The organism is Lysobacter antibioticus (assembly GCF_000731095.1).
In the GTDB taxonomy this organism is placed as follows: Bacteria; Pseudomonadota; Gammaproteobacteria; order Xanthomonadales; family Xanthomonadaceae; genus Lysobacter; species Lysobacter antibioticus_B.
The window spans coordinates 88,920-101,054 of the sequence record NZ_JMTZ01000030.1 but is presented as its reverse complement, the minus strand read 5'-3'; the positions used below and the strand labels follow the sequence as shown (position 1 = coordinate 101,054).

10 protein-coding genes and 1 pseudogene are annotated in these 12,135 nt (G+C 67.8%); 8 read left to right on the top strand and 3 right to left on the bottom strand.

Annotated features, from left to right (window positions below):
• Positions 1-208 precede the first annotated feature (208 nt).
• The 5 genes from EX88_RS0111110 (at position 209) to EX88_RS0111090 (ending at position 6,072) form a co-directional block, all read left to right on the top strand.
• The gene (locus EX88_RS0111110) at positions 209-487 is read left to right on the top strand and encodes a DUF493 family protein (RefSeq protein WP_031372063.1); all 279 of its coding nucleotides are present in this window, start codon (positions 209-211) and stop codon (positions 485-487) included.
• The gene (gene lipB / locus EX88_RS0111105; protein ID WP_031372062.1) at positions 487-1,167 is read left to right on the top strand and encodes a lipoyl(octanoyl) transferase LipB; all 681 of its coding nucleotides are present in this window, start codon (positions 487-489) and stop codon (positions 1,165-1,167) included. The genes EX88_RS0111110 and lipB overlap by 1 nt, the downstream gene beginning before the upstream one ends.
• 126 nt (positions 1,168-1,293) lie before the next feature.
• On the top strand, positions 1,294-2,364 hold the full coding sequence (gene lipA / locus EX88_RS0111100; RefSeq protein ID WP_036148603.1) for a lipoyl synthase: 1,071 nt from the start codon (positions 1,294-1,296) through the stop codon (positions 2,362-2,364).
• 383 nt (positions 2,365-2,747) lie between these two features.
• Complete coding sequence (locus EX88_RS0111095; protein WP_036148601.1) at positions 2,748-4,961, top strand: carboxy terminal-processing peptidase; 2,214 nt, start codon at positions 2,748-2,750, stop codon at positions 4,959-4,961.
• A gap of 283 nt (positions 4,962-5,244) precedes the next feature.
• Positions 5,245-6,072 (top strand): bifunctional transcriptional activator/DNA repair enzyme AdaA, encoded by an 828-nt coding sequence (locus EX88_RS0111090; protein WP_036148599.1) that lies wholly within the window; start codon positions 5,245-5,247, stop codon positions 6,070-6,072.
• Positions 6,073-6,188: 116 nt separating this feature from the next.
• Here EX88_RS0111090 and EX88_RS0111085 read toward each other — a convergent pair whose 3' ends face one another.
• The gene (locus EX88_RS0111085) at positions 6,189-6,692 is read right to left on the bottom strand and encodes an Lrp/AsnC family transcriptional regulator (RefSeq protein ID WP_051884961.1); all 504 of its coding nucleotides are present in this window, start codon (positions 6,690-6,692) and stop codon (positions 6,189-6,191) included.
• Positions 6,693-6,846: 154 nt separating this feature from the next.
• Between EX88_RS0111085 and EX88_RS0111080 the strand changes: the two genes are divergently transcribed.
• The 3 genes and pseudogenes from EX88_RS0111080 (at position 6,847) to rarD (ending at position 9,371) form a co-directional block, all read left to right on the top strand.
• A complete protein-coding gene (locus tag EX88_RS0111080) occupies positions 6,847-7,344 on the top strand; it encodes a GNAT family N-acetyltransferase (protein ID WP_235186244.1) in 498 nt (165 codons plus the stop codon).
• 135 nt (positions 7,345-7,479) lie between these two features.
• Positions 7,480-8,370 (top strand): annotated as a pseudogene (yedA, locus tag EX88_RS0111075) (drug/metabolite exporter YedA); the annotation flags it as partial.
• Between the two features lie 95 nt (positions 8,371-8,465).
• The gene (rarD, locus tag EX88_RS0111070; RefSeq protein ID WP_031372055.1) at positions 8,466-9,371 is read left to right on the top strand and encodes an EamA family transporter RarD; all 906 of its coding nucleotides are present in this window, start codon (positions 8,466-8,468) and stop codon (positions 9,369-9,371) included.
• A 144-nt stretch (positions 9,372-9,515) separates the two neighbouring features.
• Here the strand turns inward: rarD and EX88_RS0111065 are convergent, their stop codons facing one another.
• Positions 9,516-10,607: a hypothetical protein gene (locus EX88_RS0111065; RefSeq protein ID WP_031372054.1), complete on the bottom strand. Its 1,092-nt coding sequence runs from the start codon at positions 10,605-10,607 to the stop codon at positions 9,516-9,518.
• Between the two features lie 100 nt (positions 10,608-10,707).
• On the bottom strand, positions 10,708-11,958 hold the full coding sequence (locus tag EX88_RS0111060; protein WP_051884986.1) for an ABC transporter permease: 1,251 nt from the start codon (positions 11,956-11,958) through the stop codon (positions 10,708-10,710).
• Positions 11,959-12,135 lie beyond the last annotated feature (177 nt).

The following is a 12,135-nucleotide window of genomic DNA, read 5'->3' as shown; positions in this document are numbered from 1 at the left end:
AGTAGCGGGCCATGCACTGTCGTTGCAGCGGCCTTGCTGAATTTGGCAGCCCGGATGGCGCCACAGCAAGGTGGACGCATGGGTTTCCATGCGGGCCACCTCGCATCGCCAGGCCCGATTCAGGCCGCGCCAGCCGTTCCACCCCCGGCACGCCGCCGTCCCATCCCTGCGCTTGGGTTGCCCCGCCAGCGGACCCATAATGGCGCCCATGGACATTCATTCCGACAACCCCGACCACGGCTTCCAGTTTCCCGGCTCGTTCGAGCTCAGCGCGATGGGAGCGGCCGACGCCGGCCTGGAGCGCGAACTGCCGCAGCTGTTGTTCCAGGCCGGGATCAGCGTGGAAACCGAAACCATCCAGTGGAAGCATTCCTCGACCGGCAAATACGTGTCGGTACGGTTGAGCTTTCGCGCCGAGAATCGCGAGCAGTACGACCTGGCCCATCAGGTCCTGCGCGAGCATCCGGAAGTGAAGTGGACGCTGTAATCGACGCCGTCGCCGCCGTGCTCGGCGGCGTAGGCGCGCCGCCGCGCGCACAGTTGCGCGACCTCGGCCGCCAGCCCTACGAACCGGTCTGGCGCGCGATGCAGGCCTTCACCGACGCCCGCGACGCCGACACCCCCGACGAACTGTGGCTGGTCGAGCACGAGCCGGTGTTCACCCTCGGCCAGGCCGGCAAGGACGAACACGTGCTGATGCCGGGCGATATCCCGGTGATCCACGTAGATCGCGGCGGCCAGGTGACCTATCACGGCCCCGGCCAGATCGTGCTGTACCCGCTGTTGGACCTGCGCCGCCTCAAGGTGGGCGTACGCGAGTACGTCGACCGCATCGAGCAGGCGGTGATCGACACCCTGGCCGAGTGGAACATCGAGGGCGCCCGCCGCGACGGCGCCCCCGGCGTCTACGTGGCCGGGGCCAAGGTCATGGCCCTGGGCATCCGGGTCCGCCGCGGCTGCACCTTCCACGGCCTGGCCTTCAATATCGCCATGGACCTGGAGCCGTATCGGCGCATCAATCCCTGTGGTTACCAGGGGTTGCAGGTGACCTCGGTGGTAGACTTGGGCGGCCCCTCGGGCCTGGATCAGGTCAAGCCGGTGCTGGTCGCGCAGCTTGCGCGCCAGTTCGGACTGACCGTCGAGGATGCGGCGCCGTTGAGCTTTTGATTTCCGCAGGGCGGATGAGGGCGCGCCTATCCGCCAGCCGCCGCGACTCGCGGTAGCCATGCCCTCGCCCCAGCCTTCTCTCGCTCGCGGGCGAGGGATTCAACAGCCAAGAGTCGAAGCAACGTCATGACCAACCCCGTCTCCAAGTCCATCCCGCTCACCGTCGTCAGCGGCGGCGCGCCCGAGGCGCTCGTGCCGGCGGTGCTGGAGTCGACCACCATGACGCCCGGCGCCAAGCAGATCGGCAGCGACAAGATCAGCCGCTCGCCGGTGCAGTTCGCCGACGTGCCGGCGCTGCGCAAGCCCTCGTGGATCCGGGTGCGTATCCCCTCGGGCAATTCGGTCGCCCAGCTCAAGGCGAAGCTGCGCGAGAACCGCCTGGTCACTGTCTGCGAAGAAGCCAGCTGCCCGAACATCCACGAGTGCTTCAGCCACGGCACTGCGACCTTCATGATCCTCGGCGAGGTCTGCACGCGCCGCTGCTCGTTCTGCGACGTCGCCCACGGCCGGCCGAAGCCGCCGGATGCGAGCGAGCCGGCCAACCTGGCGCGCACCGTCGCCGACATGGGCCTGAAATACGTGGTCATCACCAGCGTCGACCGCGACGACCTGCGCGACGGCGGCGCCCAGCATTTCGTCGACTGCATCGCCGCGGTCCGCAGCGAGAGCCCGCGCACCAAGATCGAGATCCTCACGCCCGACTTCCGCGGCAAGGGCCGCATGGAGCGCGCGCTGGACATCCTCGACACCAATCCGCCGGACGTGTTCAACCACAACGTCGAGACGGTGCCGGACCTGTACACCAATGTCCGCCCCGGCGCCGACTACCAGTGGTCGCTGACCCTGCTGCAGAAGTTCAAGGCCCAGCATCCGCAGGTCGCGACCAAGTCCGGGATCATGCTCGGCCTCGGCGAGACCATGGAGCAGGTGCAGTCGACCCTGCGCGACTTGCGCGCGCACGACGTCGACATGATCACCATCGGCCAGTACCTGCAGCCGACCGCGCACCACCACCCGGTGCTGCGTTACTGGACCCCGGAAGAGTTCAAGGAACTCGAGGTCTACGGTCTGTCGCTGGGCTTCACCCACGTCGCTTCGGGCCCGCTGGTGCGTTCCTCGTACCATGCCGACCGCCAGGCGATCGAAGCCGGCTTCGCCGAGACCTCGAACGACTGGACCGACCGCGCCGCGGTCTGATCCTTCCCGGCTCGCCCGAGCCGCATGGCAGCCGCAGGGCCGCCTCGAACGCCGGCCCGCGCAAAGCCGGCCGGCCGACATCGCCGGCGGCTGGTATCCGGTCGCAGCGACCGGCGCCGTTGCTTCGCGCAAGGCTGCTCCAGTGGCACGGTCTCGTCCCGCCGCGACGGCCGGGACGGCCCGACATGAACGCCGAAACAGGCGTTTGCCGGCCGCGATAACGACTCGCTAACGCCGATCACGCTCAAACTGAACCGCTTTCACGCCGGTAACGCTTAATCGCGCGTTGCGGACGTGACAGGGCCGGCAACTTTCGGCACTGTGGTCTTGTCCAAAGCCGCTACATCCTAGATATCGGCCCTCTTGGCCGAGAAGACTTCGCGATGACCCTCAAGAACAAGCGTGCCGTTACCCTGCTAGCAGGCTTCCTGCTGACCGCTCCGCTGGCGCTGCTGGCGCGGCCCGACGCAGTCAGCGCTCCCAAGGCGTCCACGGCATTGCCGAGCGCGCCGACCGCGGACCAGACCACGGCGGCGAAACTCGTCTACGGTTTGTTGTCCGACAGCCGCTACGCCTACCGGCCGCGCGCGCTCGACGATGCGCTGTCGGCCGATATGTACAAGCGCTATCTCGAATCGCTGGACGGCGGCAAGCAGTTCTTCAGCGCCGTCGACATCGCCCGCTTCGACGCCAGCAAGAACAAGCTCGACGACGCGATCAAGAGCGGCGACCTGTCGCCGGCCTACGCGATCTTCGCCACCTACAAGCAGCGCGTCGACGAACGCGTCGCCTACGCGCGCGGCCTGCTCAAGCAGCCCGCCGGTTTCGAGTTCACCGGCAACGACCGCTACGACTACGACCGCAAGGACGCGCCCTGGGTCGCCGACACCGCCGCGCTCGATGCGCTGTGGAAGCAGTCGGTGCGCAACGACTGGCTGCGCCTGAAGCTGGCCGGCAAGAAGCCCGAAGACATCGCCAAGACCCTCGACAAGCGCTACGCCAACATGGCCAAGGGCATCGCCGAGCTCAAGGGCGAAGACGTCTTCCAGACCTTCGTCAACAGCTACGCCAACGCGATCGATCCGCATACCGATTACCTGACGCCGAAGTCGGCCGACAACTTCAACATGACCATGTCGTTGTCGCTCGACGGCATCGGCGCGCAACTGCAGAAGCAGGACGACGTGGTCGCGATCCGCGAAGTGATCCCGGGCGGCCCGGCCGCGCGCAGCAACCTGCTCAAGGCCGGCGACCGCATCGTCGGCGTGGGCCAGGGCGACAGCGGTGCGATGGAAGACGTGATCGGCTGGCGCATCGACGATGTGGTCGCCAAGATCCGCGGCGCCAAGGGCACCAAGGTGCGCCTGGACGTGGTGCCGGCCGAGTCGGGCCTGGACAGCAAGCCCAACCGCATCGTGCTGGTGCGCGACAAGGTGCGCCTGGAAGACCAGGCCGCCAAGTCCGAGGTCATCGACATCCCCGCCGCCGGCGACGCACCGGCCAAGCGCATCGGCGTGATCAAGCTGCCGGGCTTCTACCAGGACTTCGAAGGCCGCCGCAAGAACGCCAACGACTACGCCTCGGCCACCCGCGACGTCGCCAAGCTGCTGACCAAGCTGCGCGGCGACAAGGTCGACGGCGTGGTCCTCGACCTGCGCAACAACGGCGGCGGTTCGCTCAACGAAGCGATCGAACTCACCGGTCTGTTCATCGACCGCGGCCCGGTGGTGCAGGTGCGCGAATCCGGCGGCCGCGTCAGCGTCGAAGGCGACAGCGACACCGGCATCGCCTGGGAAGGCCCGCTCGCGGTGTTGATCAACCGCGGCTCGGCTTCGGCCTCGGAGATCTTCGCCGGCGCGATCCAGGACTACGGCCGTGGCCTGGTCATCGGCGAGACCACCTTCGGCAAGGGCACGGTGCAGAACCTGGTCGATCTCGACCGCTGGCCGGCCAACGAAGGTCCGCGCTTCGGCCAGGTCAAGCTGACCATCGCCCAATTCTTCCGCGTCAGCGGCGGCTCGACCCAGAACAAGGGCGTGGTGCCCGACCTGGCGTTCCCGGTGTCGGTCGACGCCACCGAGTACGGCGAGAGCACCTACGACAACGCCCTGCCGTGGACCAAGATCGCCGCCGTGCCGCACACCAGCTACGGCAACTTCGCACCGCTGCTGCCCAAGCTGGAGACGCTGCACAGCAGCCGTATCGCCGGCGACAAGGAGTTCCAGTGGTGGTCGCAGGACGTCGCTCAGTTCCGCGAAGAGCGCGCCAAGAAGTGGATCTCGCTCAACGAGGCCGAGCGCCGCGCCGAGCGCGACCGCGACGACGCCAAGCGTAAGCAGCGCCAGGCCGAACGCAAGCAACTGGGCCTGGAGCTCGATCCGCTGGCCGACGACGCCAACGACGACGGCCTGGCCGCCGCCGAGCGCGATATCGCCAAGGATGCGGCGCGCGAGAAGCTGGCCGAGAAGCGTCCGGACCCGCTGTTGCGCGAGTCGGCTTCGATCCTGGCCGACGCGGTGCGCCTGCTCAACAACGACCGCCAGCTGTCGGCGCAGGTATTGCCGACCGCGACCATGCCGGGGCACTGGGCCGACTGAGCCGGGTTCCGCATCGCGAAACGAAAAGCGCGCCCGTGTGGCGCGCTTTTTCTTTGTGTCGCGGGTAAAGCGATAGCCCCCGAAGCTGAAGGGCAGGAGCGGCGTCTCAGCGGGATTTCCTTCGCTCACGTGCCGCGACCGCGTAGCGACCGTCTCGTCTCGCCGCGCCAGGCCGGGTCATCGGCTGCTTCTTCCGCCCCGATGAACCACGGCCGAAAATCCGACCCGGCGCCGCGCAAGATCCGGATAGCGAGGCCGCGGCACGAGGCCTAGTCTGTCGGCTATGAACAGCAAACCCCACAACGACAAGCTCGAACAGGCCCGCGCGCTGCTCGATGGCGGCGAGCCTTCCCTGACCGAACTGGCCGAGACCGTCGGCCTCAGCCCCTCGCACCTGCAGCGGCGTTTCAGCGCGCGCTTCGGCCTGAGCCCGGCCGAGTACCTGGCGCAACGCAAGCTCGGCAGCCTGCGTTCGGCGTTGCGCGAAGGCCACGACGTCAGCGCCGCCTTGTACGACGCCGGCTACGGCTCGCCGTCGCGGGTCTACGAAAGCGGCGCGGCCAAGCTCGGCATGACCCCGGGGCGTTACCGCGCCGGCGGCGCCGGCGAGCAGATCCGCTGGAGCCTGGCGCCGACCGCGATCGGCACCGCCCTGGTTGCCACCACCGCGCGCGGCATCTGCATGGTCGAGCTCGGCGACGACCCGCAGGCGCTGGAGGCCAAATTGCGCAGCGAGTTCCCGCAGGCGCTGTTGGAGCGCGTCGATGCCGGCCGCGACGAATTCCTGGCCCCGCGTTTGCGCGCGGTCGCCGATACCCTGGGCGGGCAGGGCCATGCCGTGCCGCTGGACCTGATCGGCACCGCCTTCCAGAAGAAGGTCTGGGACGCGCTGATGAAGATTCCGGCCGGGCAGACCCGCAGCTATGCGCAGATCGCCGAACAGGTCGGTGCGCCGCGTGGCGCGCGCGCGGTGGCGCAGGCTTGCGCCAACAACCGCGTCGCCGTGGTCGTGCCCTGCCACCGCGTGGTGCGCGGCGACGGTTCGCTCGGCGGCTACCGCTGGGGCCTGCCGCTCAAGGAGCGCCTGCTGCAGCGCGAGCGGGCGGCCTGAGAAGCGGGAATCGGGAATGGGGAGTCGGGAATCGTAAAAAGCGATTGCCGAGCTCGTGCCTCTACGATTCCCGACTCCCCATTCCCGATTCCCGCCCAGCGGCGCCGCCGCTGGGCTCAGCCCCTCCGCTTGCGTGCGGCCCGCGGCGCATCGCGCGTCGGTAGTTCCAGGCCGTGCTTGACCACGTCGAACACCAGGTGGGTGTCGTAGCGCTTGATGTTGCCTTCGTCGAGGAACAGGCGGTCGACCACCTGGCGGCAGTGCGAGACCCCGGTCGTGGCCAGGATCACCAGGTAATCCCACTCGCCGGCCAGGGTGTAGCACTGCTGGACCTCGGGCGCGGCGCGCACGCGGGCGTGGAAGGCCGCATGGCGTTCGGCCGACTCGCGCTCCATCGTGACCCAGACCGCGGCCAGGGTGCTGCCGAGCGACAGCGGGTCGAGCACCGCCACCTGGCGCATCAGGCCTTCCTGGCGGTAGCGGGTCATGCGCCGCTGTACCGCGCTCGGCGACAGCCCGATGGCGTCGCCGAGCTCGCTCAGGGTCGCCGAAGCGTCGCGCTGCAGCAGTTCGAGCAGCTTGTGGTCGAACTCGTCCAAAACCAGGGGTGGGGTGCTCATGCAAGATTTTTGCGTTGATGCGGGCAAATATTCAACCGCAATTTGACTGACATCGATACGCTATTCACGATCCCGTCGCATGAGGAATTTTTATGTGCGGGATCGCTCCCCCGACCTATTCGATACGGACGCCCCCGGGATGTCCCGGTACGTGATGCAAGCCGCTATGCCCGAGCAGGTCGGCGAGATTCTCGCGCTGATCCGCGAACACGGCCCCAATCCCTGGAATTTCCTGCCCGACGTCGAGCTCGCCGCACATCTGTCGGCGATCCGGCGAGGAAGAACGCAGGCGGTCGTCGCTTTGCACGACGGAGAAATCGTGGCCGTCGTCACATTTGAGCCGAGCGATGCCTTTCATCGCTACCAGCCGTCCGGTCGCGAGATCGAATGGCAGGGTCATGTCGGCGAAGTCGTAGTGCACCGCGGTCATCGCGGACAAGGACTCGGCACTCGATTGTTGAAGGCGGCGGTCTCGCGCCTGTTGCAAATGGGTTTGATCGAGATCTACGTCGAGCGCCACGAGGAAAACCAAGGTTCGGCCGGAATGATGCGCAAGGCCGGCTTCGTGGTGATCGACGTATTCGACGATCCGCGTCGCCGCGACGTAGGCAGCCGCAGGACGGCGGTGTCGCGTTACGGGCCGCATCCCTGATCGAAGGCGGCGCGATCGTCGAGATCGCGACGCCGGTGTTTTCGCTCCTCGCCGTTTCGACCCGAATGCACGTCACCACCGGCCGACCCGCGTCGTCCGTCCCTCCGCTGTTGCTCTTCCCCCGGAATCCGCGTCATGAGCGCCGTTTCACCGACCGCTGAACGACTGGCCCCTGGCGCCCTCGCGGTCGCCTTCGCTTTGGGGTCGGTCTATGTGCTGTGGGGATCGACCTACCTGGCGATCCGTTTCGCCCTCGAAAGCTATCCGCCGTTCCTGCTCGGCGCCGGCCGCATGTTCCTCGCCGGCGCGATCATGTATGCGGTCTTGCGTTGGCGCGGCGTCGCCCCGCCGAGCCGCAAGCAGTGGCGCACCCTATGGCTGCTGTCGATCTGGATGGTGCTGTTGTCCAACGGTTTGGTGAACCTGGCCGAGACCGAGGTCGATTCCGGCTTGGCCGCGATCGCGGTCGCCTCGATGCCGTTGTTCGCCGGCGTGTTCGCCATGTTGCGCGGGCGCCATCCCTCGAAGATCGAGTGGATCGGCCTGGCGATCGGTTTCCTCGGGGTGATCTGGCTCAACGCCGGCAGCAAGCTGTCGGCCTCGATCCTCGGCTTGGTGTGCCTGACCGTCGCGCCGATCGCCTGGGCCTGGGGTTCGATCTGGAGCCGCGACCAGGACCTGCCGTCGCCGTTCATGGCCGCGAGCGCGCAGATGCTGACCGGCAGCATCTGGATGCTCGGTGCCGCGGTCGTGACCGGCGAGCGCATCACCGCGATGCCGACCTGGGCCGCCACCGGCGCGATGCTGTACCTGGTCGTCGCCGGTTCGATCTTCGGTTTCACCGCTTACATCTGGCTGCTGCACCACGTGCGCCCGGCGCTGGCGACCAGCTACGCCTACGTCAACCCGCCGATCGCGGTGCTGTTCGGCGCCTTGCTCGCCGGCGAACGTTTCACCTCGCACGACCTCGGCGCCATGGCGGTGATCCTGGTCGGCGTCGTCATCATCACCCTGGCCCGCGCCCGCGCGGCCAAGCCGGCCGTGCCCAAGCTCGTGGAAAGCAGAATCGACGCGATCGATGCGATCGAGCCCGGCGCACCGGCGGAAAAGGAAACACGCGCATGAATGCTGCCACCGACCGCCGCGGACTGTGGATCGCGGTCGCCTCGTTCGTCCTGTGGGGCCTGATGCCGCTGTACTGGCATCTGCTCAAGGCGGTGCCGTCGCTGCAGATCGTCGCCCATCGCGTCGTCTGGAGCACCTTGCTGGTCGCCGCCTGGCTCGGCTGGACCTTGGGCCGGCATTGGCTGCGCGAGGTCCTGCGCCAGCCGCGCAAGGCCGCCATGCTCGGCGTCAGCGGCGCCTTAATCGCCTTCAACTGGGGCCTCTACATCTGGGCGGTCAACGCCGGGCATGTGATCGAGACCAGCCTGGGGTATTTCATCGGCCCGCTGGTCAGCGTGATGCTCGGCGTGGTCTTCCTCGGCGAGCGCCTGCGCACGGCGCAGTGGATCGCAATCGCCTTCGCCTTCGCCGGCGTGGCCTGGCTGACCTTCGAGTACGGCCGGCCGCCGCTGATCGCCATCGGCCTGGCGGTGTCGTTCGCCTTGTACGGATTGATCCGCAAGCTGGTCGCGGTCGAGGCGGTGACCGGCCTCGGCGTCGAGAACGTCTATCTGTTCTTGCCGGCGCTGGCCCTGATGTTCTGGGGCGAAACCCACGGGCAAGGCAGCTTCATCGGCGGCTGGGGGCTCGGTACCGCGCTGCTGCTGGTGGTCGCCGGTGCGCTGACCGCGCTGCCGCTGATCGGCTTCGCCTATGCGGTGCGGCGCGTGTCGCTGACCGCGATCGGCCTGCTGCAGTACGTCGCCCCGACCCTGCAGTTCCTGATCGGCGTGCTGATCCTGCGCGAACCGTTCAACGCCGAGCGCGCGATCGGTTTCGTCATCATCTGGGTCGGTCTGATGATCTTCGCCGGCGAGGGCGTGCTGCGCTCGCGGCGGGTGGGGGTCGCTGCAACAGCTTGAGATGTGCGAGGCGATCCCAGTTCGCTGGATGCGGGCAGTCTCTTCAGCGACAGCGCCTTGCGAAGCCGACAGTGCACACATCGCCCTCCCTCGCTTCTGAGTCGCGAGCAACCCACGGACAGCGCCGCCGCCGTGCGCCCGCTCTCAGCCGATCAAACCCTCCGAGAACGCCTTCGCCAGTACGTACGCCGTCACTATTGCGGTTGCGAGCAGGCCGCGGCCGAGCGCGCCTTCATGCCAGCGCCGTTGGCGCGTGCGCTGGCGAACCTGCTGGCGGCGCTGCGAAACCGTCGCGAGCGCGGCGGCCTCTTGCTGCGCCTGCAGACGTCGCGCGAAGTCGGGCGCGGCGGCCGTCGCATCGCCGTTGGCATCGATCAGCGCAGGCGTAAACGCAGGCGCATTCGCCTGGTGCGTCGATGCGAGGGCCGGAGCGCGCGCGAGCAGGTACTCGGCGACCTCGGCATCGTCCATCTGCGGTTCCCAGTCGTCGACGAACGGCGCCGGCACCCGCCGGCGCAGCGACAAGGCCGTCGTATAGGCGGTGTCGACCGGCATTCGATAGCGATCGAGAAACAGCAGCACTGGTGCGTAGCGCCGCGCCGAGGCGCCGTCGAAGGAAAGCAGATCCTGTTGCCAGGCCGGCAGCCGGGCGAGGTAGCGGCCGGGCGCGCTCAGGCAGACCTGCAGGCCTTCGCGCGGCACCTCGAACCGGTCGTCGCGATAGCGCCGCAATCCGACTACGTCGTGCCAGACGATCAGGCCGAAATCGGGGCAATGGATGCCGGCGGCGTCGATGCGCAACTCGAGCTCGGCCCGGTTGATACGCCGCAGCACGAACGCACTGCCCGCCAGCAGCGCCGCGAGCGCGCCGAGCATTGCCGATGCGCCGTAATGGCCGGGGCCCCAGGCTACCCAGGCGAGCAGAGCCGTCGCCGCACTCGCCCCGGTCAGCCACCACAAGGTCGTGCGTGGATGATGGGCGATACCGCGCACCGAACCAGTGCCCAGTGCCTCGCGGGTCGAACGGTGCAGGTGATCGTCTTCGCGACGGTCGATGCGATATACCGCAACGACGCTGGCGCAGAGGCCGGCCAGGCATGCCAGCAACAGCGCCAGAGTGAGCCAGGGCGGGTGCTGCGGCGACAGGCCTTGCTCGTTGAAGGCGAGCGGCAGGGCGATCGCGCCGAGCACGATGCTGAGGACACGGTAAAAACGTCGGCGGATCGTTGCGTTCATTACGGCTCGGCTTCCATGCGCCGGCGCCTACGCTAGCGCACCGGTCAATCCGGCAAAAGCGGCGGGCCCATCGTCGCCGAGGGGCCCGCCGTGCGATCCCTCACAGTGCGCGCAGGGCCGAAGTCACCGGCAGGTTGGCGGCGCGCAACGCCGGGAACAGGCCGCCGACGAAGCCGATCGCCAGCGCCCACTTCAGGCCGCTCCACAGCAGTTCGCCGGTGACGCGGAAATCGAAGGTCAGCTGGCCGACGCCGCCGGCGATGGTCGAGGCGGTGTAGCCGTTGAAGATCAGCCACGCCAAGGCGCCGCCGATCACTCCGCCGAGCAAGGCCAGCAACATCGTTTCCAGCATCACCGCCACCACCACCGGCACGCCGCGGAAGCCGATCGCGCGCAGGGTCGCGATCTCGCGCGCCCGCGTCGCCACGGTGGCGAACATGGTGTTGAGCGCGCCGAACACGGCGCCGATCGCCATGATCGAGCCGACCACGATGCCGATCACCCGGATCACCTTGGTCATGGTTTCGGATTGCTTGGCGAAGTATTCGGCGGTGGTCGTGGTGTCGACCTGCAAGCGCGGATCGCCGGCCAGGGCCGCCTTGAAGCTCTTGAACTGTTTGGCGTCGCTGAGCTTGGCGATGACCGAATTGCGCGAAGCGCCGCGGCGGTAGGTCGAGGCGACCATTTCCGCATCGGCCCACAGCTCCGAATCCATCGCGTCGCCGGAACGGAACACGCCGACCACGGTCCACAGTTCGCTGCCGAGACGGATCTGCTTGCCGACCTGCATGCCGGTGAACTGGCGCACCGCGCCGCTGCCGACCACGACTTCGCGTTTGCCGGATTCGAACTTGCGGCCTTCCACGATCTTCAGCTGCGGGCGCACGTCGAAGGCGCGGTCGCCGACGCCGCGCAACTGCACGCTGCCGTCCTCGTCGGGCGCACCGCCCTTGATCGGCAGGTTCGCCGCGACCACCGTCTCGGCCGAAGCCAGCGGGCGGCCGTCGGCGCTGCGGGCGATGCCCGGCGCCTGCGCGATGACGTTGATGCTGTCCAGGCTGAGGGTAGACATCACCTCGGCCGCCGACGCACCGCGCAGCACGATGACGCTGTCGTCGCTGCCGGTGCGGCGCAGCGTCTGCTGATAGCCCTCGGCCATCGACAACATCGCGATCAGCACCGCAGTGACGCCGGCGATGCCGATCACGACGACGGAAGACGAACCCAAACGTTGCGTTAGCGTGCTGATGCCGATTTTCGCTACCGCTATGGCCTGACGGCCTCGCTCGAACAACACCAGCCACAGTAGGAACACGAGGGCGATCGCAGCTAACACGAGATTGGCGAACATGCTGTTGTAGCGCAGCACGAACAGGATTGCCGCCGTGCCCGCCAGGAAAGAGGCGATACGTATCGGATAACGGGCCAATTGCCGCACAAATCCGGAGCCATTGCGCCATTTGCGAAAACTTTCCGCCGCTTCGGGAGCGAGGATGTTCCACAAGGCGGCGATGACGATGTAGATGGC